The sequence below is a fragment of the Mesorhizobium sp. M0778 genome, assembly GCF_040320105.1.
Taxonomy (GTDB): Bacteria; Pseudomonadota; Alphaproteobacteria; order Rhizobiales; family Rhizobiaceae; genus Mesorhizobium.
Genome location: NZ_JAMYPA010000009.1, coordinates 173109 through 193087, shown reverse-complemented (window position 1 = coordinate 193087; position 19979 = coordinate 173109). Strand labels below are relative to the sequence as shown.

23 protein-coding genes and 1 tRNA gene are annotated in these 19979 nt (G+C 62.9%); 11 read left to right on the top strand and 13 right to left on the bottom strand.

The window, feature by feature from the left end; genetic code table 11:
* Nucleotides 1–12: 12 nt before the first annotated feature.
* Nucleotides 13–88: transfer RNA gene (locus NKI22_RS15575), tRNA-Ile, on the bottom strand.
* Nucleotides 89–259: 171 nt separating this feature from the next.
* Here NKI22_RS15575 and NKI22_RS15570 point away from each other — a divergent pair.
* Nucleotides 260–970 carry an SIMPL domain-containing protein gene (locus NKI22_RS15570; RefSeq protein ID WP_023719319.1) on the top strand — a complete coding sequence of 237 codons (711 nt, stop codon included), beginning with the start codon at nt 260–262 and terminating at the stop codon, nt 968–970.
* 135 nt (nt 971–1105) lie between these two features.
* On the opposite strand, the gene NKI22_RS15565 is transcribed toward NKI22_RS15570, so the two are convergent.
* Both NKI22_RS15565 and NKI22_RS15560 read right to left on the bottom strand, forming a co-directional pair.
* Nucleotides 1106–1465 carry a hypothetical protein gene (locus NKI22_RS15565; RefSeq protein ID WP_023719320.1) on the bottom strand — a complete coding sequence of 120 codons (360 nt, stop codon included), beginning with the start codon at nt 1463–1465 and terminating at the stop codon, nt 1106–1108.
* Between the two features lie 247 nt (nt 1466–1712).
* Nucleotides 1713–2159 (bottom strand): YcgN family cysteine cluster protein, encoded by a 447-nt coding sequence (locus NKI22_RS15560; RefSeq protein WP_023719321.1) that lies wholly within the window; start codon nt 2157–2159, stop codon nt 1713–1715.
* A gap of 224 nt (nt 2160–2383) precedes the next feature.
* On the opposite strand from NKI22_RS15560, the gene NKI22_RS31460 reads away from it, so the two are divergent.
* Together NKI22_RS31460 and NKI22_RS15545 are read left to right on the top strand one after the other, a co-directional pair.
* Nucleotides 2384–4582, top strand: a complete 2199-nt coding sequence (locus NKI22_RS31460) for an OmpA family protein (protein ID WP_502895938.1) — start codon at nt 2384–2386, stop codon at nt 4580–4582.
* 237 nt (nt 4583–4819) lie between these two features.
* On the top strand, nt 4820–5335 hold the full coding sequence (locus NKI22_RS15545; protein WP_023719323.1) for a TIGR00645 family protein: 516 nt from the start codon (nt 4820–4822) through the stop codon (nt 5333–5335).
* 54 nt (nt 5336–5389) lie between these two features.
* Here NKI22_RS15545 and NKI22_RS15540 read toward each other — a convergent pair whose 3' ends face one another.
* On the bottom strand, nt 5390–6256 hold the full coding sequence (locus tag NKI22_RS15540; RefSeq protein WP_352494950.1) for an SDR family oxidoreductase: 867 nt from the start codon (nt 6254–6256) through the stop codon (nt 5390–5392).
* A 198-nt stretch (nt 6257–6454) separates the two neighbouring features.
* Here NKI22_RS15540 and NKI22_RS15535 point away from each other — a divergent pair, with 198 nt between their 5' ends.
* Both NKI22_RS15535 and NKI22_RS15530 read left to right on the top strand, forming a co-directional pair.
* Nucleotides 6455–6721, top strand: a complete 267-nt coding sequence (locus NKI22_RS15535; RefSeq protein WP_023719325.1) for a type II toxin-antitoxin system VapB family antitoxin — start codon at nt 6455–6457, stop codon at nt 6719–6721.
* A complete protein-coding gene (locus tag NKI22_RS15530) occupies nt 6718–7107 on the top strand; it encodes a type II toxin-antitoxin system VapC family toxin (RefSeq protein ID WP_023719326.1) in 390 nt (129 codons plus the stop codon). Before NKI22_RS15535 ends, NKI22_RS15530 begins: the two co-directional genes overlap by 4 nt.
* Nucleotides 7108–7114: 7 nt before the next feature.
* Here NKI22_RS15530 and NKI22_RS15525 read toward each other — a convergent pair whose 3' ends face one another.
* Together NKI22_RS15525 and NKI22_RS15520 are read right to left on the bottom strand one after the other, a co-directional pair.
* A complete protein-coding gene (locus tag NKI22_RS15525; RefSeq protein ID WP_352483191.1) occupies nt 7115–7747 on the bottom strand; it encodes a helix-turn-helix transcriptional regulator in 633 nt (210 codons plus the stop codon).
* Nucleotides 7748–7754: 7 nt separating this feature from the next.
* A complete protein-coding gene (locus NKI22_RS15520) occupies nt 7755–8627 on the bottom strand; it encodes a S1C family serine protease (protein ID WP_023719328.1) in 873 nt (290 codons plus the stop codon).
* Nucleotides 8628–8802: 175 nt separating this feature from the next.
* On the opposite strand from NKI22_RS15520, the gene NKI22_RS15515 reads away from it, so the two are divergent.
* Nucleotides 8803–9753 (top strand): S1C family serine protease, encoded by a 951-nt coding sequence (locus NKI22_RS15515; RefSeq protein WP_352639932.1) that lies wholly within the window; start codon nt 8803–8805, stop codon nt 9751–9753.
* On the opposite strand, the gene NKI22_RS15510 is transcribed toward NKI22_RS15515, so the two are convergent.
* Nucleotides 9722–10174, bottom strand: a complete 453-nt coding sequence (locus NKI22_RS15510) for a VOC family protein (RefSeq protein ID WP_352639933.1) — start codon at nt 10172–10174, stop codon at nt 9722–9724. The two genes, NKI22_RS15515 and NKI22_RS15510, sit on opposite strands and share 32 nt — an antisense overlap.
* Nucleotides 10175–10240: 66 nt before the next feature.
* On the opposite strand from NKI22_RS15510, the gene NKI22_RS15505 reads away from it, so the two are divergent.
* A complete protein-coding gene (locus tag NKI22_RS15505) occupies nt 10241–10840 on the top strand; it encodes a TetR/AcrR family transcriptional regulator (protein WP_023719331.1) in 600 nt (199 codons plus the stop codon).
* On the opposite strand, the gene NKI22_RS15500 is transcribed toward NKI22_RS15505, so the two are convergent.
* On the bottom strand, nt 10800–11756 hold the full coding sequence (locus NKI22_RS15500; RefSeq protein ID WP_352639934.1) for a LysR family transcriptional regulator: 957 nt from the start codon (nt 11754–11756) through the stop codon (nt 10800–10802). The two genes, NKI22_RS15505 and NKI22_RS15500, sit on opposite strands and share 41 nt — an antisense overlap.
* A 109-nt stretch (nt 11757–11865) precedes the next feature.
* Between NKI22_RS15500 and NKI22_RS15495 the strand changes: the two genes are divergently transcribed.
* From NKI22_RS15495 to NKI22_RS15485, 3 genes are read left to right on the top strand one after another with little or no spacing between them, the layout of a single operon-like run.
* Nucleotides 11866–12510, top strand: a complete 645-nt coding sequence (locus NKI22_RS15495; RefSeq protein ID WP_352815516.1) for an FMN-dependent NADH-azoreductase — start codon at nt 11866–11868, stop codon at nt 12508–12510.
* A 48-nt stretch (nt 12511–12558) separates the two neighbouring features.
* Nucleotides 12559–14022, top strand: coding sequence for a 3' terminal RNA ribose 2'-O-methyltransferase Hen1 (locus NKI22_RS15490; RefSeq protein WP_352639935.1), 1464 nt, complete (start codon nt 12559–12561; stop codon nt 14020–14022).
* Nucleotides 14019–16595: a polynucleotide kinase-phosphatase gene (locus NKI22_RS15485; RefSeq protein WP_352937877.1), complete on the top strand. Its 2577-nt coding sequence runs from the start codon at nt 14019–14021 to the stop codon at nt 16593–16595. The genes NKI22_RS15490 and NKI22_RS15485 overlap by 4 nt, the downstream gene beginning before the upstream one ends.
* Before the next feature lie 8 nt (nt 16596–16603).
* On the opposite strand, the gene NKI22_RS15480 is transcribed toward NKI22_RS15485, so the two are convergent.
* Together NKI22_RS15480 and NKI22_RS15475 are read right to left on the bottom strand one after the other, a co-directional pair.
* On the bottom strand, nt 16604–16894 hold the full coding sequence (locus NKI22_RS15480; RefSeq protein ID WP_023719334.1) for an HlyU family transcriptional regulator: 291 nt from the start codon (nt 16892–16894) through the stop codon (nt 16604–16606).
* A 112-nt stretch (nt 16895–17006) separates the two neighbouring features.
* Nucleotides 17007–17690 carry a PadR family transcriptional regulator gene (locus tag NKI22_RS15475; RefSeq protein WP_352491496.1) on the bottom strand — a complete coding sequence of 228 codons (684 nt, stop codon included), beginning with the start codon at nt 17688–17690 and terminating at the stop codon, nt 17007–17009.
* 270 nt (nt 17691–17960) lie between these two features.
* Here NKI22_RS15475 and NKI22_RS15470 point away from each other — a divergent pair, with 270 nt between their 5' ends.
* Nucleotides 17961–18218, top strand: a complete 258-nt coding sequence (locus NKI22_RS15470; RefSeq protein ID WP_352815512.1) for a DUF2798 domain-containing protein — start codon at nt 17961–17963, stop codon at nt 18216–18218.
* Between the two features lie 62 nt (nt 18219–18280).
* Here NKI22_RS15470 and NKI22_RS15465 read toward each other — a convergent pair whose 3' ends face one another.
* The 3 genes from NKI22_RS15465 to NKI22_RS15455 all read right to left on the bottom strand — a co-directional run bounded on the left by NKI22_RS15465 (nt 18281) and on the right by NKI22_RS15455 (nt 19975).
* Entirely contained in the window at nt 18281–18661 is a 381-nt protein-coding gene (locus NKI22_RS15465) for a thiol-disulfide oxidoreductase DCC family protein (RefSeq protein WP_352494943.1), read from the bottom strand.
* A 210-nt stretch (nt 18662–18871) separates the two neighbouring features.
* Complete coding sequence (locus NKI22_RS15460) at nt 18872–19165, bottom strand: GYD domain-containing protein (protein ID WP_292658752.1); 294 nt, start codon at nt 19163–19165, stop codon at nt 18872–18874.
* 234 nt (nt 19166–19399) lie between these two features.
* The gene (locus tag NKI22_RS15455; RefSeq protein WP_352815511.1) at nt 19400–19975 is read right to left on the bottom strand and encodes a hypothetical protein; all 576 of its coding nucleotides are present in this window, start codon (nt 19973–19975) and stop codon (nt 19400–19402) included.
* Nucleotides 19976–19979 lie beyond the last annotated feature (4 nt).

Below are 19979 nucleotides of genomic sequence, written 5' to 3'. Positions count from 1 at the left end.
CACAAAAGCCAATGGTGGGCCCGGAGGGACTCGAACCCCCAACCAAGCGGTTATGAGCCGCCGGCTCTAACCATTGAGCTACAGGCCCCACGGCATTGGATTAGTGTTTTTCCCTGAACCGCACAAGGCTTTCAGAGCGGCTTTCCGAGGGGGCTGGCCGAGACCGCCCAAATCAGCCCATATTGATAACCTATTGCACGTCCCCCATTGGAGCCGCTCGACACTCGGCAGTCTTGGGATCGCAGATCGAGGAGATTTCATGACCAGACGTATTTTGCCACTGGCGATTGCCGCCGCAATCGCATTTCCGGCGATCGCCGGCGCCGCCGATTCGCCGCCGCCGCCGCGCATCGTCGTCACCGGCGAAGGCGAGGCGGCGATAGCACCCGATCTGGCTCTGCTGACGCTCAGCGTCATGCGCGAGGCCAAGACGGCGCGTGCCGCGCTCGATGCCAATAACGACGCCATGGCCGCGGTGATCGCGGCAATGAAATCGTCCGGCATCAAGGAGCGCGACCTGCAGACCGCGGGCATCCAGATCAACCCGCGCTATAACTACACCAACAAGCCCGACGGCAGCCAGGAGGCCGAACTTGTCGCCTATCAGGTGACCAACACGCTTTCGGTGCGCATCCGCGACATCGACAAGACCGGCGACATTCTCGACAAGGCGGTGTCGCTCGGCGTCAACCAGGGCGGCGGCATCTCCTTCTCCAACGACGATCCGGCGGCAGCCGTCACTGAAGCGCGCAAGAAGGCCGTCGCCAATGCCATGGCCAAGGCCAAGACGCTGGCCGAAGCGGCCGGCGTCGGCATCGGCCGGGTTCTGGAAATCACCGACCAGAATTTCGCACCGCCGCCGATGCCAATCAACGCCAAGGCTTTCGATGCGGCCGGCGCATCGGTCCCCGTGCAGGCCGGCGAGAATTCCTATACCGCGCAGGTGACGGTGACTTTCGAACTGAAGTGATCGTCGATCGCAGCGCATAAAAAACCCCGGAGGACCGATCCTCCGGGGTTTTCGAGCCGCACCTTTCCGTCCTGGCGGAAAGAGGCTCCGCTACTTTACCGGCTGAAAGACGCCGGCCGCAAAGCTTCGACGGGCTTAGCGATAGATAATCGGACAACCGCGCTCGTTGGCGAATACGATCACCACGCGGTCGCCGTACTGGCGGCCAGCGACCTTGACCGTGCGGCGGTTGATGTCGACGATGCGGGCGCGGCGCAGGCCCATACGTTCGGCCTTGTCGAGGGCACGCTCGGGCGAACAGGAGCGGCGCCAGTTGCGCTCACGGCGGTGTTCGCGATAGTAACCATCATCTTCGTCGCCGGTATAGACGCCGACGCGCGGATCTTGGTTGTTGCCGAAGCCGAGATAGATACTGTCTGCATGGGCTGGGATGGCAGCAAGCGTGCCAAGGCCGACAAGAGCCGAAAGAGCCGCCGTCTTGATGGTGTTGAACATTGTCTTCTCTCCTTGTTTGAGGGTTTCCACCCGTTTTCGTCGAACCGATGGGAGGAGAATGCACCCGCCTGTCTGAATTTTTTGCGAACCGGCCGTTCATCTCCGGTTCATGCGGCAGAACCGGGATAGTCTCTCGCTTCCGGAACCGGTGCTATGGACGGCGGTCCTACATAGGGTGGACCGGCATGGGCGGATAGGCAACGTCCGTTTTGCTGTCGGTTCTGGGTCCTAGATTCCGGAGTAAATCCTAAGGCTCGTCTGCAAGCATATGGTCGAAATAATCCTCCGGCTCGGCAAGCTCCGTCTCGCTGGCGCTGACCCGGCCGCGCATCGAGATGCCGGCCTCGTGCACAGTCTCGTCGCTTCCCGACACCAGCCTGTGCCACCAATAGAGATCGCGGCCCTCGGCAACCAACCGGTAAGCGCAGGTCTTGGGCAGCCAGCTGATGGTGCGCACATTCTGCGGCGTCAGCCCGACGCAATCCGGAACACGCGCCAGCCGGTTGGTATAATCGGAGCAGCGGCAGCTTCCAGCGTCGAACAGCCGGCAGCCGACGCTGGTCCAGTAGATATCTCCGGTGTCCTCGTCTTCGAGTTTGGACAGGCAGCATTTGCCACAGCCGTCGCAGAGCGATTCCCACTCGGCCGGGGTCATCGCCTCCAGCGTCTTGGTTTTCCAGAACGGCTTTTCCATCGTCGGCATGTGGACCTCGGAGGCGTCAAGGTCAAGCGCAGCAACCCATGCACCCTCGTCCGAACAATACGCCGGGACCATACGCCAAGACCATACGAATGACATGAAGTCGCCTTCAAAACGCCGGTCAATCGCCCTGTGCCACCGCTAAGACCTACAAACAGGAACCAAACATGGTTGCTGAAAGTTTGGGCAGGGATGGGACGCCACAAGGAGTGTTTATGATGAAACGCCAACCACGGATTCTGGCAGGCACGGCGCTTGGCCTGTTGATGGCGTCCGCGCCGTTAGGCGCGTTCCCGCTGCAAGGCAGCGCCGCATTCGGCCCCGCTCGGAACAGCGCAGTGCTTATCCCGGCGCAGTCGAATTGCGCCGAAGGCGAGTCGGCCGAAGCCTGTGCCCAAGGCGGGCAGGCGGAGCCGGAACAGAAGCCCGGCAAGAGGCGCGAACGGCAGGAGCGAACCGAAGCACCCGCCGAACAATCGGGCGAGTCCGAGCAAAAGCCGCGCCGGAACAAGCGCGAGCAGCAACAGACCGAATCCGCGCCCGCCGAACAACTCGCGCCCTCGGGCGGAGAGGAGCAGGGCAATCAACGCAGGAAAAAGAGGCAGCAACAGCAGATCGAAGCCGAACAGCCGGCCGAGCAGGCTGCACCCGTGAATGACGATCAGCAGATCAAGCCGCGCAGGAAGAAGCGCGACCAGCAACAGCGGGAAGCCGCACCTGCTGAACAGCCGGCCGAGCAAGCTGCGCCCGCGAGCGACGATCAGCAGCAGCTCAAGCCGCGCAGGAAGAAGCGCGACCAGCAACAGCAGGAAGCCGCACCTGCTGAACAGCCGGCCGAGCAGGCTGCGCCCGCGAACGACGTTCAGCAGCAGCTCAAGCAGCGCAGGAAGAAGCGCGACCAGCAACAGCAGGAAGCCGCACCTGCTGAACAGCCGGCCGAGCAGGTTGCCCCTGCAAACGACAACGAGCAGGGCAATCCGCGCAAGAGGAAGAATAAGCAGGACCAGCAGGCGGCGCCGGCTCTCCCACAGGCCGAGCCACTTCCAACCGACAAGCAAGCCGCTCCTGCTCAAGCCGAACAGCCCCAGGACCAGACGAAGAAACGCGGCAAGAAGCCCGTTGGGGAAGAGCCGGTGACAGGCGAACAGCAGCCCGCAACCGGTGAGCAACCCGCCACCGGCGAACAGGCAGCACCCGCCGAGGGTGGGCCCCCTGCTTCGGGCGAAGCCGCGGCCAACCCGAACGAGGCGCCCATACTGGACAGTCAGAAGGATGTCAGGCGCAGGCACGGCAAGGACCAAGGCGGCCAAAACGCGGGTCGCCAAAATGGCGGCAAAACGGGTGGTCAGGAAGGCAACCAGCCCGTCGAGGAGAACGGCAACCAGGCGGAAGTCTCGAAACCGGCTCCGGTCGACCAGGGGCCGCCCCCGACCGACGACCGGGCAGCGCAGCAGGAGATCAAACCTGAAAAGATCGCTCCCGTGACCGAGGAAAAAGGCAAGCGCGTCGAGCGCTCAGCCGATTTCGAGGATGTTCGTCGTCGGCGGCGCCCGCAAGGCACCAATGTCCTCAGGGAATTCGGCGACCGCGTCATCCTCCAGTTCAACAACCAGACGTTCGTCGAAAGCAGCGACGCCCCGCGTATGCACCGCGGCGCCAGGAATGTCTATTATGAGGACCTGTCGGGCGATCGCACCCGGGAAATCGTGGAGCGTGACAACGGTTTCCGGATCGTCACCATCCGCAACCGCTACGGCGACGTGATCCAGCGTTCACGCATCGCGCCTGACGGACGCGAATATGTGCTGAGCTATGTCGACGAGCGGAACTATGACGATGATGCAGACTGGCGCGACCCGGGCGACGACCTGCCGCCGATGCGCCTTACCATCCCGCAAGAGGAATACATTCTGGATTCCGAAGAGGTCGAGGATCCGGACGACTACTACACCTTCCTCGAACGACCGCCGGTGGAGAAGGTCCAGCGCCTCTATTCGATCGACGAGGTCAAACGCTCGGCCCGCGTGCGCGACATTGCCCGCCGCATCGACCTCGATACGCTCAACTTCGAATTCGGTTCGGCTTCGATTTCCGACACCGAGGTCCAGAAGCTGGAGGGTGTTGCCAACGCCATGGACAAGCTGCTGAAGAAAAACCCGGCCGAGACCTTCCTGATCGAAGGCCACACGGATGCAGTCGGCAAGCCGGAAGCGAACCTTGCATTGTCCGACCGCCGCGCCGAGGCAGTCGCCGAAGCCTTGACCAATGCCTTCGGCATCCCGCCGGAGAACCTGACGACACAGGGCTATGGCGAGGAGTATCTCAAGGTAGACACGTCGGGACCCAACCGTGAGAACCGCCGCGTCGCCATCCGCCGCATCACCTCGCTGGTGGCGCCGGTGGCCAGCGCCCAATAAGCGGAATGTGAACCGCGCGATCCGATCAACCATTGAATCGCGCGGTCACCAATCTTGAAACGCGAGGTCACCAATCCCAAATTTTGGAAAGGGCGTCCCTGCCCCGTCCCGACTCCAGCGGGACACACGAGCCCCGCCGGTTCCCCTCCCCGGCGGGGTTTCGTTTTTTAGAACCTTGCAAACCGCCGCAGCCTGCCCGAAATACGGCACTCCGACAACGGAGCCCGGAATCGCCGCATGAAGCGCCTCGAACTCGCCATCGAATCGATCATTCTCGCCTCGCGCTGGCTGCTGGTCGTCTTCTATCTCGGACTGGGCGCGGCGCTTGCCATCTATGCCGTGTCCTTCGGCAAGAAGCTGTTCGAGTTCGTCTCCGTGGCCTTCACGCTCGACGACACCGATACCATCCTGAAGATCCTCGGCCTCATCGACGCCGCGCTGGTCGCCTCACTGGTGGTGATGGTGATCATCTCGGGCTACGAAAACTTCGTAAGCCGCTTCGATGAAAATGACGGCAAGGTGCATTGGCTGGGCACGATCGATGTCGGCTCGCTGAAGGTCAAGGTCGCCTCGACAATCGTCGCCATCTCCTCGATCCACCTCTTGCAGGTTTTCCTGAACTCGGTCTCCTACACGACCGACCAGCTGATGTGGCTGACCATCATTCATCTGGCCTTCGTTCTGTCGGCACTGATGCTTGCCTATATCGACCGGCTGATGGGTCTTGGCAAAGCCAAGAAAGCCGAAGGCTGAGCACGCGTCTGTGCCGGTCTTTAAGAGATACGCCTGTCAGCTAGATGCTTTCCGTCAGTAAATACCTTTGATTTTGGTATCAGTCCGCTCGAACACCTCGTCCGGCACAAAAAAGTCGCCGGCGAGCGGGCCTGTCGCGCCCGGCGCATAGGCTGAGAAATCGCTGACGCCTTCGGCGCGCAGCACTTCTTCGTCGATGTAGAAATTACCGGTTGCCCCGCGCGACGGCCTGACCAGGATGGCGTGTGCGGCATCGGCCATGATGTCGGGCGAACGGCTCATCGCCGCCACCGTCGCCCCGCCCAGGAGGTTGCGCACCGCCGCCGTGTCGATGGTCGAGATCGGCCAGAGCGAATTGACCGCAATGCCATCCCTGGCGAACTCGGCGCTCATGCCCAGCGTGCACATCGACATGCCGAACTTCGCCATCGTGTAGGCGACATGGTTCTTGAACCACTTGGCCTTCATGTCGAGCGGCGGCGCCAGATTCAAAATGTGAGGATTTTCCGCCAACCTCAAGTGTGGAATGCACATTTTGGAGACGAGAAAAGTACCGCGCGTGTTGATCTGGTGCATCAGGTCGTAGCGTTTCATGTCGGTCTCCAGCGTGCCGGTGAGTTGGATGGCGCTGGCATTGTTGATGCAGATATCGATGCCGCCGAACGTCTCCACGGTTTTGGCGACGGCTTCGGCGACCTGCGCTTCATCGCGGATGTCGCACAGCGCCGGCAGCGCCTTGCCGCCGGCCCGCTCGATCTCTTGCGCCGCTGTGTAGATCGTTCCCGGCAGCTTCGGATGCGGCTCGGCGGTCTTGGCCGCGATCGTCACATTGGCGCCGTCGCGCGCGGCGCGCAGCGCAATCGCCAGCCCGATGCCGCGTGACCCGCCAGAGATGAACAGCGTCTTTCCCTTGAGCGACATCCTCGCCCCTCCCTGTGCTACTCTCTTTTCTACCATCTTTTCTCCTTGCGATCCTTGCCTGCACCGCCGGCGGATACAAGCGCCCTTAACCCGCAGCGGTGGTGTGACGCTACGGAGGGTCGTGGATTTCGCGGGAGCGCGCGTTGAATCTGTCGGGCAAGTTGGTATATATTCTATACGAAAAGGGAGAATATATAAATGGCCTTATCGATCAAGAATATGGCGGTCGAGCAACTGGCACGTGAGCTCGCCCGCCGGCGCCAGGTATCGGTGACGGAGGCCATCCGTCAAAGCCTCGAGCGCGAAGTTGCGCGCGAGCGGCTTGTGCCGCGCGACGAGACCGGTGACCTTTTTCAACGTCTGATGGCGATTGCGGAACGAGCTGCACGAATACCGGAGCGCAAAGACGCGATGAGCGACGATGAAATTCTCGGTTATGACGAACTGGGTATCCCGACGCGATGATCATCGATTCCTCGGCGCTGGTCGCCATTTTACGCACGGAGCCGGGCTACGACCGCTTCGTTTTGGCGATCACCCAGGCTGAAAGACGTTTGCTTCCGGCACCGACACTGCTTGAAACGACAATGGTGCTCGTCGGCCGCTGGCAGGACCAGATTATCGATCGCTTCGAAACTTTTTTGCGCACCGCCTCGATCGAGACGATCCCCTTCACGGCCGACCACGCCGCGGTCGCTCGTCAGGCGTTCCTGCGCTATGGCAAGGGCCGGCATCCGGCCGCCCTCAACTTCGGCGACTGCATTGCCTATGCTGCGGCACGTATCGAAGCCATGCCGTTGCTGTTCAAGGGTGACGATTTCCGGCTGACCGACATCGAACCGGCTGTTTGATCCACGGCTAGACCAGCACCAGGCCCTGCCGCATGGCGATGGCGATCGCATCGGTGCGGTTGGCGGCACCGAGCTTCGTCAGGATCGCTGCGACGTGGAATTTCGCCGTATGCACGGAGATGTTCAGCCGCCGCGCGATGACCTTGTTGGGCGCGCCTTCGGCGAGCAGTGCCAGCACCTCGCTTTCGCGCGGCGAAAGCGTCGGCCGGACGATTTGCTCGTTACTCGGTTCCTCGTCGAACCGGTCGCTGTCATGAAAGGTAAAATCGTGCCCGTCTGACAGAGCGTGGCTGTCACGCGAAATCCGGTAGCCAGCCGCCGCCAGCCGCGCCGCAGCGGCGATCAGCACGTCGTCCGCTGCCACCGGCAGCACGGCAAACACTGTATCGGCCGGCCGCTCCCCGGCCGCTCGCGACGATAGCAGCACCCGAGGCATAGCGGCGTCGACGAGCCCGCCTTGCACCCCATGATCATCGACGATGGCGACATCCGCCGCCCAACGCCCGTCGACTTCGCCCGCCAGAAAAGGCTGCAGGTCATCGGTCGCAGCGAGAGCCGCGGACAGACTTCGCGCGCGCTCGACGTCACCGAGCACGATCAGCACCGTCAGCCGTCTGCCAGCGACCTCACCGCTTACCATCTATCCCTCAGCTCAGTGGTTTTTCACCGATGGTCAGTGAGACCTCACGGTTCTCGCCGCCGCGCACCACGCCGAGTGTCACCAAGGCACCGGCGCTGTCCGGCCCGAGCTTGCGGATCAGCTCGCGCGGGCCATGCACCGTCTCTGCGTTCCACGATACGATGATGTCGCCGAGACTGAGACCGGCGGCTTTCGCCGGGCCGCTATCGTCAAGGCTCATCACCATGGCGCCCTGTGTATCACCATTGCGGACCGGATGCAGGCCGGCACCAAGATAGCCCCTCGCCACATGACCCTTCTCGCGCAGCGTCGTGACTGCCCGCTCGATCGTTTCGTAAGGCATGACCAGCGCCCGCCGGCGTGGCCCGAACAGCAGCATGCCGATCAGTCCGCCCTTGGCGTCGAGCACAGGGCCGCCCTCGAAACGGCCGCCGGCATTGACGGCAAGGTTGATGCGCCGGTCGATCGTGCCGCCGCGCATTGAACGCCAGGCCGGGCCGACCTCGCCGACCGTGCCGAAGGTAGCGAGCGAGGTGCCGTCGCTATTGCCCGCGACGATCGCCAGATTGCCCGGCCGCACTGCATCCGCCTTCACCAGGGACGGCACGCTTGGTGCGCCGGTGGGTTTCAAAACGGCCGTGCCGGTGGACGGGTCGCGGCCGACCAGCTCGGCCTTGACGGTTTCGCCCGAAGGAAACGTCAGCTCGATCTCCTCGCCGGCCTCGACCGCCTCCTCGGCAGTGACGAAATAGCCGTCCTGCCAGTGGAAAGCGGTAGACGTGCGGTGGTGGTGCGTCGCGAAGCTGGCCGTCGCTGGAGCCGCGGCTGCGGCGATGTCGGCAATGGCGTCGGAAAATGTGCTCAGATTGAAATCGCTCATGATTTGTCTCCTGGGTTCCTCGTGACCCAGATATCGCCCGGCAGGGCGTTGGCGGATACTCGCCTGACGGCTAGTTGGGCGTTTGACTGGCCATCTGGTCAGGTCGCGGCCGGTCCGGCCGCTCCGCACATATAGGCATTGTTCATCTTGTTCCAAAAGCTACGGAGCCCCGCAGATGGCCCTGCCCGCCCAGCAATTGCAATATGACGATGCCCTTCTCGATGCCTATTCGGCGACGGTCGCCGATGCCGTCGACCGCATCGGGCCCGCCGTCTGCCGCATCGAGCGTGTCGGTGGCCCGGGCGGCCATGGCTCAGGCTTCGTCATCACGCCGGACGGGCTGGTCGTCACCAACTTCCACGTCGTCGGCGATGCGCGCAGTGTGCGCGTGTCGATGCCGGACGGCGCCTCCAGGGAAGGCCGCGTGCTCGGCCGCGACCCCGACACCGACATTGCGCTGGTGCGCGCCGACGGCAACTTTGCCGACGTTGCGCCGCTTGGCGATTCCAAGCGTTTGAGGCGCGGCCAGATTGCAATTGCCATCGGCAACCCGCTCGGCTTCGAATGGACCGTCACCACCGGCGTCGTCTCGGCGCTCGGCCGCTCGATGCGTGCCTCCACCGGCCGGCTGATCGACGACGTCATCCAGACTGACGCCGCGCTCAACCCCGGCAATTCCGGCGGACCGCTGGTGTCCTCGGCCGGCGAGGTGATCGGCGTCAACACCGCGATGATCCACGGAGCGCAAGGCATCGCGTTCGCGGTTGCCTCCAACACCGCCAATTTCGTCATCTCGGAGATCATCCGCTTCGGCCGCGTGCGCCGCGCCTTCATCGGCGTTTCCGCCGACACCACCAACCTGCCGCGCCGCGCAGCACTCTTGTCGCAAGTGTCGAGCAGCACGGCGGTGCGCCTGCGCAGCGTCGAGAAGAACAGCCCGGCGGACAAGGCCGGCCTCAGGGAAGGCGACATTATTGCCGCCATCGACGGCCGCCCGGTCACCGGCGTCGACGATCTTGTGCGCATGCTCGACGCCGAGCGCATCGGCCGCGAGACACTGTGCACGGTGGTGCGCCGCTCCGGCATTGCCCAGGTCACGGTGATGCCGTTGGCGAGGGCAAGCTAGCTCGCTGCAGCACCTGCGCATATTGCGCCAGGAATTCCGGGCTCGGCGGGATCGGCCTGATCACGTCGATCAGCACGCCGTTGGGATCCTTGGTGATGAAATGGCGCTGGCCGAAGGGTTCGTCGCGCAGCGTTAGCAGGATCGGCAGGCCGGCGGCGGTGATCCGCTCATAGACGGCATCCGGGTCCCTGACCTCGAAATTGATCAGCACGCCAGACGCGCGGCCCCGCCCCTCCTCCGGGATCGTCTCATGATCGCCCTGGACGATGCCGAGGTTGACGCGGCGATCTTCGGCTGAGCGCAGATGGATGTACCAGTCGGCCTCGAACAGCGGCTTGAAGCCGAAATGCGCGACATAAAAGGCTGCAGTGCCGGCAACATCGCCCGTCATCAGCACCGGATAATAGCTCGTCGTCCTCATCTTTCCTTCTCCCGGCGAACAACATACAATCTGCATGTAAATGTAACTAACATACAGGCTGAATGTATGCAACAGCGATCCGCTCGCCGCTCCAACCGTGATCGCACCGAAGCGACACGCGCCGAGCTCATCGCCGCGGCGCGAAAACTGTTCACCGAAAAATCCTATGCCGAGACCAGCACACCCGAGATCGTCGCCGCTGCCGGCGTAACGCGCGGCGCGCTTTATCATCACTTTGCAGACAAGCAGGCGCTGTTTGCCGCTGTGGTCGAACAGGAGGCGCAAGCCGTGGCGGAAGAGATCGAACGCGCGTCGCCGCCTTCGCTATTTGCCCGCGATGCGCTGATTGCCGGCTCGGATGCCTATCTGGCTGCCATGCGCGCCCCCGGCCGAACTCGGCTCTTGCTGCTTGATGGCCCCGCCGTGCTCGGCCGCGCCGCCATGGATGCGATCGACAATCGCCATGGCAACCGTTCGCTGCGTGAGGGCCTTGTTGCCGCGATGCGCTCGCACTCTATGACGAGATTGCCTGTGGAAGCACTGACCGCTTTGCTCGCCGCTGCCTTCGACCGCGCAGCGCTCGCCATTGAAGCTGGAGCATCGATCGAAGACTATCGCGCCGTTCTCATCGCGCTGATCGACGGTCTGTCTCCGGCTCCTCCTTAGGCACCTCACCCGGCTCGAATTCGTTGAAACAACCAAGCTGGCGCTTGAACTGATCGATCAGCCAGGCGGCCGCCGGTTTCGGGCTGCGATCGGCGCGGTGCATGGCATAAAGCGGCGAGCGGACTTCGCTGTAAGGCTCGAGATCGAGTTCGACGAGCCGGCCGTTCGCCAGATCATCGGCAATCAGCCATCGCGGCAGCCCGCCCCAGCCCAGCCCCTCGCGCATCAGCACGTGCTTGGTGCGCACATCCGTCAGCCGCCAAGTGCGGTAGGCGAAGACGCCATAGTCGCGCCCGCGCGTACGCTCGGACTGGTCCGAGACGACCAGTTGGATGTGTTCGCGGACATCCTCCAGCGCCACTGGTCTGGGCAGCAGCGCCAGCGGGTGATCAGGCGCTGCGGCCGGCACCAGGGAGAAGAAACCGATGCGCAGCAGATTCACGTCCGCCTCGCCCAGAAGCCCTCCGATGCCGAGATCGGCCTGTCCGCCGACAACATGATCGAGGATAAGGCCAAGCGAGCCGATATGCAGACGCAGTGTCACGGCCGGAAACTGCACCTCGAATGCCTTTAGCACCCGAACCAGCACCGGCGACGGTAGCGTCACGTCGACCGACAGCGCAACTTCCGCCTCCAATCCCTGCCGATATCCGTCGATACGCGAGCGGATGCGTTGCAGCACGCCGACCATGCGCCGCGCATCTTCCAGCGTCGCCTTGCCGACATCGGTCAGTTGCGGCTCACGCGTGCCCTCACGCTCAAACAGCTTCAGCCCAAGCTGCGCTTCGAGGTTGGCAATGGCGTAGCTGATGACCGACTGCGCGCGGTTGAGCTTACGGCCGGCAGCCGAGAAGGAACCGGTGTCGGCCACCGCAACCAGGATCTGCAGTTGGTCAAGCGTCGGGTTGGGCTGCATCTTTCAATCCACAATTTAGATGGATCATATACAAAATATACCAGTTTTTCAAATGGGTCTGCGCACACATATTTGCCGGGAGATTTTAATCCAACCCTGGAGAGTCACCATGTCCATCCTTCTTGTCACATCCAGCCCACGCGGCGCCGCCTCGCACTCGACCCGCGTCGCCAACGAACTCGCCGACAAACTGCTTGCCGCCGATCCTTCGGCCAAGCTTGTCGCCCGCGACCTCGTCGCCAACCCGCTGCCGCATATCGACCCCGACTATTCGACCGGCATCTATACGCCGGCCGAAGCGCGCACCCGGCGCCAGGCTGAGGTCGTCGGCGTTTCCGATACTGTACTGGACGAGCTGTTTGCGGCCGACACCGTCATTCTCGCCACCGGCTTCATCAACTTCAACATCTCGTCGACGCTGAAATCCTGGGTCGACCACGTCGCCCGCTCCGGCAAAACCTTTGCTTATAGCGATGCTGGCCCGAAAGGCCTCGTCACCGGCAAGAAGGTCTATATCGTGCTGGCTTCGGGCGGTATCTATTCCGAAGGTGCAGCCGTGCAGTTCGATCACGCCATTCCCTACCTGCGCAGCGTGCTCGGCTTTCTCGGCATGACCGATGTCGAGGTCATCCGCATCGAAGGAGTCGGCATGGGCGCCGATGCGGTAGCAGCAGCGCTGGCCAAGGCCTCGACCAAGGTCGACGCCATTGTGGCCGCGACCGGAAGCGCCGAGCGCGTCGCCGCCGCGGCGTAAAGCCAGCATCGTTTGAATTGAACAAGGGCAGGCGCTCGGTGCCTGCCCTTGCTGTCGTTGGCGACAACCTATTGTGGTGGGCCAACAACTGCCATTGGTTATTCCGCTTGTCTGCGCTATCGGTCGCGGATGTTCCTGTCCGTTGCCACAACGCACCGTCCGGCCACCGATCTCGGTTTCCTGCTGCACAAGCATCCCGATCGTTTGCACGAGACCGACCTCTCCTTTGGCAAAGGGTGGCTATTCTATCCCGAAGCGACCGAAGAGCGTTGCGAGGCAGCACTCCTGCTCGATGTCGACCCGATAGGGCTAGTGCGCGGCAAGGGGCGGGCGGAAGGCTTGCTGGACCAATATGTGAACGACCGGCCTTACGCGGCATCGTCTTTCCTGTCCGTGGCGCTAAACAAAATGCTGCGGACGGCGATGACCGGAATGTCAAAGGAGCGCCAGGAACTGGCTAGCGGCGAACTGCCGCTGGAGGCAGTCGTGACTCCACTGCCGATGCGCGGCGGTGAGGCTCTGGTTCGAAGCCTGTTCGAACCCTTGGGCTGGACAGTCGATCTGACGCCAATCGAGGGAATCGGGTCTGGTGCAGGCGAGTCCCGGTACGGCCATCTGAAGCTGACCGGCACGGGCCGGCTCAGCGCCTTGTTGAACCACCTCTACGTACTGATCCCGGTGATGGACGATGCCAAGCATTATTGGGTCGGCGAAGCAGAGGTCGACAAGCTGCTGTCCAAGGGAGAGGGCTGGCTGGAAAAACATCCCGCCAAGGACCTGATAGTTCGCCGATACTTGCGCAACCGCGGTGCCTTGGCCCGCATCGCTCTGGAACGACTGGTTCCTGAAACGGCCAGGGAGACTTTGCCGCCCGAACTGCGTGTCACACCTGAGGAAGCGCTGGAGACGCCGATCCGGCTCAACGATCTGCGCATGGAAGCTGTTGTCCGAGCCATCCAGGCAACGGGTGCAACCACGGTTGCGGACCTGGGATGCGGCGAAGGCAAGCTACTTTATCGGCTCGTGCGCGAGCGATGGGTCCATAAGCTGTTCGGGTTGGATCCAGCGGCACGCGAACTGGAATGGGCTGCAAAGCGTCTCAAGCTGAACGAGTTTGGCGGGCCGCCGGAGGGCCGGGTTACGCTGCTGCACGGATCTCTGACATACCGGGACGGCCGCTGGGCGGCAGCCGACGTCGCCGTGCTGGTCGAGGTCATCGAGCATCTCGACGAGGACAGGCTGCCCCTGGTCGAACGCATCGTTTTCGGCGAGACGGCGCCTAAATCCGTCATCGTGACCACTCCGAACGCGGACTACAACGCTCTGTTTCCCAGATTGGCCCCTGGCGCATTTCGCCATCCCGATCACCGTTTCGAATGGAGCCGGGCTCAGTTCGAAACCTGGGCGGCCAAAATCGGTGAGATCTATGGCTATGCAGCCACCTTCAGCGGTATCGGAGCCCAGGATTCTACCCTCGGCGCGCCCACGCAGATGGCGGTGTTCACCCGATGAGAGAACTGGACAAGACCGATCTCGCCATTCCTGACTTTGCCCTCGTCGTGCTGATCGGCTCGACCGGATCGGGCAAGTCGACTTTCGCGGCCAGGCATTTTCTGCCGACCGAGATCATCTCCTCGGATCAGTGCCGGGCGCTGGTCTCCGACGATGAGACTGACCAGGACGTCTCTGCAGATGCCTTCGATCTGGTGCGCGAAATAGCCGGCAAGCGGCTTAAACACCGCAGGCTGGCCGTCATCGACGCCACCAACGTGCGAGCCGCCGACCGCAAGGCCTGGATTGAGCTGGCGCGCAAGTGGCACGCTTTGCCCGTCGCCGTGGTCCTCGATCCAGGCGTCGAGGTGTGCGTCGCACGCAATGCGGTGCGAGCCGACCGGCCGGTCGGCGCCGGGGTCGCCCAGCGCATGACAACCGAGATCCGCAAGGGTCTTGGCGGCCTGCAACGCGAGGGCTTCCGCCAGGTCTGGACGCTTACCAGCGAGGCCAGCATCGACGCGGCCGAGGTGTCGCGGCAGCCGCTATGGACCGACAAGCGCGACGACCACGGCCCGTTCGATATCATTGGCGACATCCACGGCTGTTCGGATGAACTTCAGATGCTGCTCGCTCGACTGGGCTACAGCGTCGCCTGGTCTGAACATCAGGGCGACCGAACGGCCACTGTGATCCCGCCGCAGGGCCGCAAGATCGTCTTTGTCGGCGACCTCGTCGATCGCGGCCCCAACTCGCCCGACGTACTGCGCATCGCCATGAGCATGGTCGCGGCCGGGACCGCCTATTGTGTCCAGGGCAACCATGAACGCAAACTCGGCCGCTGGCTGGAAGGTCGCAAGGTCACGGTCGCCCACGGCCTCGAGCAGACGATAGACCAGTTGAACACGCAGGACCGCGGCCTGCGAGAGGCGCTGCCGGCCTTTCTCGACGGCCTGCGCAGCCACGTCTGGCTGGACGGCGGACACCTCGCCGTCGCCCACGCCGGTCTCAAGGAGGAAATGATCGGACGCGGCTCCGGCGCCGTGCGCGAGTTCGCTCTGTACGGCGAGACCACAGGCGAGACTGACGAGTTCGGGCTGCCCGTCCGCGCGGACTGGGCCGCAGCCTACCGTGGCAAGACAGCCGTAATTTATGGACATACGCCAACGCTGTCGGCCGAGTGGGTCAACAACACCCTGTGTATCGACACTGGATGCGTGTTCGGCGGCAAGCTGACGGCCTTACGCTGGCCGGAACGCGAACTGGTAGAGGTGCCGGCAATCCAGACATGGTCGGAGCCGATACGTCCGCTGGGCGGGTCCTGTCTGGGCAAATCGGCACAGGCCGACGCCGACGGCGTGCTCGATTACCAGGATGTCTCCGGTCGCCGCTGGATCGAGACCGGGCTGAGGGGCCGGATTGTGGTGGCCGAGGAGAACGCCTCGGCGGCACTGGAAGTGATGAGCCGCTTCGCGCTGTCGCCGCAATGGCTGATCTATCTGCCGCCGACCATGTCGCCGTCCGAGACCAGCAGCCAACACGGCTGGCTGGAACGTCCGGAAGATGCCTTCGCTTATTTCCGCGAACGCGACGTCGCCCAGGTCGTGTGCGAGGAAAAGCACATGGGTTCGCGGGCAGTGATCGCGCTCTGCCGGAACGCGCAGGCGGCACGCAGCCGCTTCGGGGTCCCTGGCGACGAAACCGGCGCAATCTGGACCCGCACCGGACGCTCCTTTTTCAATGACAGTGCCATGACGGAGGACCTGCTCGCCCGTCTTCGCACCGAGGTCGACGCGGCGGATCTGTGGAAGGAATTGAACAGCGACTGGCTGCTGCTGGACGCCGAGATAATGCCTTGGTCCGCCAAGGCCGGCAGTCTGATCGAAAGCCAGTATGCGCCTGTGGCGATATCCTCTGCCGCCGGTTTCAAGGCCAGCAACGAGGCGCTGGCCCGTGCGATGGCGCGCGGCGTCGATGCAGCCGGCCTGAACGCACGCCTTGAAGACCGGGCCGTCCGCGCAGCCAAATACGCCACCGCCTGGGCGCCCTACGTATGGCCAGTTTCGGGCGTCGAGGACCTTAAGGCCGCGCCTTTCCACCTGCTGGCCAGCGAGGGACGTGTTTGGTTTGACCAGGACCATGTCTGGCACATGTCGCTCGCGGACCGTCTGGCTGCCCGTGGCGGCGTGGTCACGCCGACTCGATGGCGTATGGTTGACCTCGCCGACGGCAGCGCGTGTGCCGAGGCCGTCGCCTGGTGGGAAGCACTGACCGGCTCAGGCGGCGAAGGCATGGTGGTCAAACCACGCGACTTCGTCAGCCGTGGCGAGAAGGGGCTCATCCAGCCGGCGCTGAAGGTCCGCGGCCCGGAATATTTGCGCATCATCTATGGTCCCGAATATGATGCACCCGACAATCTCATCCGCCTGCGAGAACGCGGCCTGGCCGGCAAGCGCAGCCTGGCGTTCCGGGAGTTCGCGCTTGGCCACGAAGCGCTAACGCGATTTGTCGCCAAGCAGCCGCTACGCCGGGTTCACGAGTGTGTCTTCGCCGTGCTGGCGTTGGAAAGCGAGCCAATCGACCCAAGGCTGTAGTAGCCGATCTATCCGAAGATCTTTTCGCCCTGCTCGTCGACCAGCTGGATGCCCTTTTTGATCGAGATGTCGACGGCATCATCAAGCCCGGCAAAGCGGTCGGCGCGGATGAATTTGTGCTCCTTCATCACGCCGTCGATCTCTTTCGAAACCACGCCGCAGGTCTGGTACTGGCCCTCCGCCTTGTAGGGCGTGGCGCTGATCAAAAATCCCTTGTGCTCGATCTGCTTTACAGGCGCCGCTGTCTTTGGCTCGGCGGCTTCGTTGCCTCCGCCGAAAAGACGCTTCAGAAAAGACATGGGGTATCCTCCAACGGCAATCATCCTGCACCACATAGCGCGACGCAGGATGATTTTCAGTACCGGTCCTTGGCTGGACCGGCAAGGGCCGCCTGCGGCTTGCCGTTAGAGGTCAGTCGCGCGTCAGTGCTTCCAGGGCTTCCGCGGCAGCTTCCAATATGCTGATTGCCTCGGCCTGCTTTGCTTCAGGCGCATCGACGATCTCGCCGAGCGCGGCGCGTAGCCGGTGGCGCACGGCGCGAAACTCGTCGCGCTTTTCCGAGCGGCCGCGGCCGCGCCGGCCACCGTCGCCGTCATCGTTCCAGCCGAACCAGTCGCGCGCCTTGGCCATCTTGCGGCCGAAGCGCTCGAGATGTTCGAGCACGTGGTCGATCATCTCGCGATTTTCGTTGAGGTGCGCCTGCCCAGCCTCGGTGATTGAAAACACCTTCTTGTTGCCTTCCGCCGCAGAAACGGCGTAGCCGGCCTCCTCCAGGAAGGTCAGCGTCGGATAGACCACGCCGGGGCTCGGGCTGTAGACGCCGCTGGTGCGCTCCTCCAGCGCCTTGATGATGTCGTAGCCGTGCCGCGGCGCCTCGGCCAGCAGTGACAGCGTGATCAGCTTGAGATCGCCGTCGGCCAGCATGCGGCCGGCGCGGAACATGTCGCCCGGCCCGCCGCGTCCGCCGCCTCTCATGCCATGCCCGAACGGGCCAAAGCCGCCGCCACGTCCGCCGAACTTGCCGGCCATATGCATGAAGACGCGCTCGGCGCGTTCGCCGAAACGATGATGGCTGAAATGATTGTCTTTGTGCATTGTCTGCTCCTTGAGTTATGTCTTACGATATATCTCAACTAAGTGCCCGCCACGGCCGAGTCAAGATATATCTTACGATGTATCTGAAAATGGCACCAGCAGGATTGAGTTCGCCAGCGAGGGCAGCTAGACGGTGCATGAGGGCCGAAGGCCGCTCCGTAAGCGTCTGACGTGAAGCAACGCATCCACCCCGGTCGTTCCGGGCAGTTACGCCGACAATACCGGCGAATGGGTGCAAGGCGACGAACCGGATGCTTCAGGGAAATCCAAATGACCATGAAAACCCCGCGCAGCAGGCTGCCTGTGCGCTATGCCGCCGTGCTCGACCCGCTGGTGCTGTCGTTGTTGACGACGTTCATCGTGTCGTTCATCTCGACACTGAAAAGCCTTGGCTTCCAGCCCGATCTGCCGGCCACCTGGCTGACGGCTTGGGGCCTGTCCTGGATGGTGGCCTTTCCGACGCTGCTGCTGTTGCTGCCGGCGGTGCGCCGCATCGTTGGCTGGCTTTGCGAGCCCGTGGCTCGATAGCAGGCTGCGCCAAGGGCCCGAAGCAACTTACGGGTCTTTCAGTGCGAAGTGAACGGACACTATCACCAACGGCCTTTGCGGCGGTTCCAGGCATAGAGCAGATCGGCGAAGCGATCATAGGCATAGCGCGTCAACGGCAGCGTGGCGGGATTGCCGAACAGCGTCGCCAACCAGCCCTCGCCCGGCGTTATCAGCCAAGCCGCAACGGCAACATCGGCGCCGACCAGCAATTTGCCACCGGCGTCGGTCGCATGCAGCCGGCGCCGGATATCCTCCAGCCCGATGCCGTAGCGGGCCAGCGCCGTCGGTTCGGCATTGATGTCGCGAAATTCGATCCGCCCGGCCTTGACCGCCTCGATCAGCCGCCGCTTCTGCCGGCTGATGCCGGCATCGCAGACCGGACAGCGCGTATTGTACCAGACTGTCAGCAGAGGCTTGGCCATGTTTCGAAACGGCACCAGAGGACACGCACGGATTATCCGAGAAATGCCGTTGCGCCGCAACGTGACACGATACCGGCGGAACGGCCGGCTTCGCTGATCCAGGTCGCCCAAAGGGTACGCAGCGGTTTTACGATAACGACATGCATAAAAAGAAGAGCTTAAAGCGCGTCGCAAGGGCCGTTCAGCGCGACGCGCTTCAGGCGCCGCGGCTCAGCCGAGCGAGGTGATGATCTCGCGATAGGCATCCTCGGGGAAAGCCTTGAGTGTCCGCGTCCTGACGTTTCCGCCCGTCGCCAGCATCAGCGAGAAACGAGCCAGGACAGCATCGTCGGGCGCTTCGAGCACGGCCACCATGTCGCAATCCCCCATAGTGAGATAAAATGCCTTGAAGGACCCGCCCATGTCTCCCAGCAGCTTCTTGGCGGCATCGAGCCGCTTCGGCGATTCGCGCACATTTTTGGCGCCTTGCTCGGTCCAGTTGATCAGCACGATGTAAGTTGTCATGGCACACCTCCCTCCGGTGCCACGGAGCACGGCGTCCAACCGCCGGGGCGGGCATCCGGGTTTGTCGCCCAGAGAATGCGTCCGTTGCGGAATTATCCTCCCACACCCGGTGCACCGCAAGAACAAACGGCCGGACGATAAAATAAAAAAGGCGCCGGATGGCGCCCTCTGACTCGTTCAGTCATTCTTGAGTGTCAGCTCCTAAGACGGTTCCGAGCATGCTCGAGCACGACGTCAGCTATCGACCGTCCTGATCAAGCCCTGCTCTGACAGATCGATTTTGTCCTTCAGAATGTATCTGTGGCCAAGGCCAACAGAATTTTCCGGAAGTCCCAGATAGGCGGCGAGTTCCTCATGGAGGTCGAGCGGAGCCATGTACTCTTTCGCTCCATCTATTCCCAATATCTGAAGCAAATCGTCAGGCGCGGCCTGCTTGCCGATCATAGCCAGCAAGGCGGGAGCGTCTTCCAGCCGAGGACGCATGTCCGCATCGTCAGGGTCACTCATCTCCATACCCGGACAGGAATTGTAGCGCGATTGGAGAACACCGTGCTTTGCCGCCCAGAGGTTTAGCTGTTCCTCATCATAGACGGTAATCGCGATGCCGACGCAGGTCAGATCGAGGGTCAGGCTCTGAAGCAAGGATTCAATCCAGCGCGGGTCGAGCTGGTCTGTGTAACGGTCGGAGAAAGTGGTCCAACCATTCTGTTCGGTTGTGACGAAGGCGTCGATGGTCTTCGTCCTCAGCCAGTTGACCAACGCTTCTTGCGTTGGCCCCTTTATGCTGACGGTTCCGTAGGTCGCGCCCACCTAA

Coding starts and splice junctions, on each gene's coding strand:
- NKI22_RS15560 (WP_023719321.1), bottom strand. CDS start 2,159: ATGGAAAAGCCGTTCTGGAAAACCAAGACGCTGGAGGCGATGACCCCG.
- NKI22_RS15515 (WP_352639932.1), top strand. CDS start 8,803: ATGGCCCTGCCCGCCCAGCAATTGCAATATGACGATGCCCTTCTCGAT.
- NKI22_RS15510 (WP_352639933.1), bottom strand. CDS start 10,174: ATGAGGACGACGAGCTATTATCCGGTGCTGATGACGGGCGATGTTGCC.
- NKI22_RS15540 (WP_352494950.1), bottom strand. CDS start 6,256: ATGTCGCTCAAGGGAAAGACGCTGTTCATCTCTGGCGGGTCACGCGGC.
- NKI22_RS15485 (WP_352937877.1), top strand. CDS start 14,019: ATGAGAGAACTGGACAAGACCGATCTCGCCATTCCTGACTTTGCCCTC.
- NKI22_RS15465 (WP_352494943.1), bottom strand. CDS start 18,661: ATGGCCAAGCCTCTGCTGACAGTCTGGTACAATACGCGCTGTCCGGTC.
- NKI22_RS15460 (WP_292658752.1), bottom strand. CDS start 19,165: ATGACAACTTACATCGTGCTGATCAACTGGACCGAGCAAGGCGCCAAA.
- NKI22_RS15475 (WP_352491496.1), bottom strand. CDS start 17,690: ATGCACAAAGACAATCATTTCAGCCATCATCGTTTCGGCGAACGCGCC.
- NKI22_RS15520 (WP_023719328.1), bottom strand. CDS start 8,627: ATGAGCGATTTCAATCTGAGCACATTTTCCGACGCCATTGCCGACATC.
- NKI22_RS15495 (WP_352815516.1), top strand. CDS start 11,866: ATGTCCATCCTTCTTGTCACATCCAGCCCACGCGGCGCCGCCTCGCAC.
- NKI22_RS15470 (WP_352815512.1), top strand. CDS start 17,961: ATGACCATGAAAACCCCGCGCAGCAGGCTGCCTGTGCGCTATGCCGCC.
- NKI22_RS31460 (WP_502895938.1), top strand. CDS start 2,384: ATGAAACGCCAACCACGGATTCTGGCAGGCACGGCGCTTGGCCTGTTG.
- NKI22_RS15570 (WP_023719319.1), top strand. CDS start 260: ATGACCAGACGTATTTTGCCACTGGCGATTGCCGCCGCAATCGCATTT.
- NKI22_RS15545 (WP_023719323.1), top strand. CDS start 4,820: ATGAAGCGCCTCGAACTCGCCATCGAATCGATCATTCTCGCCTCGCGC.
- NKI22_RS15535 (WP_023719325.1), top strand. CDS start 6,455: ATGGCCTTATCGATCAAGAATATGGCGGTCGAGCAACTGGCACGTGAG.
- NKI22_RS15480 (WP_023719334.1), bottom strand. CDS start 16,894: ATGTCTTTTCTGAAGCGTCTTTTCGGCGGAGGCAACGAAGCCGCCGAG.
- NKI22_RS15505 (WP_023719331.1), top strand. CDS start 10,241: ATGCAACAGCGATCCGCTCGCCGCTCCAACCGTGATCGCACCGAAGCG.
- NKI22_RS15525 (WP_352483191.1), bottom strand. CDS start 7,747: ATGGTAAGCGGTGAGGTCGCTGGCAGACGGCTGACGGTGCTGATCGTG.
- NKI22_RS15565 (WP_023719320.1), bottom strand. CDS start 1,465: ATGTTCAACACCATCAAGACGGCGGCTCTTTCGGCTCTTGTCGGCCTT.
- NKI22_RS15530 (WP_023719326.1), top strand. CDS start 6,718: ATGATCATCGATTCCTCGGCGCTGGTCGCCATTTTACGCACGGAGCCG.
- NKI22_RS15500 (WP_352639934.1), bottom strand. CDS start 11,756: ATGCAGCCCAACCCGACGCTTGACCAACTGCAGATCCTGGTTGCGGTG.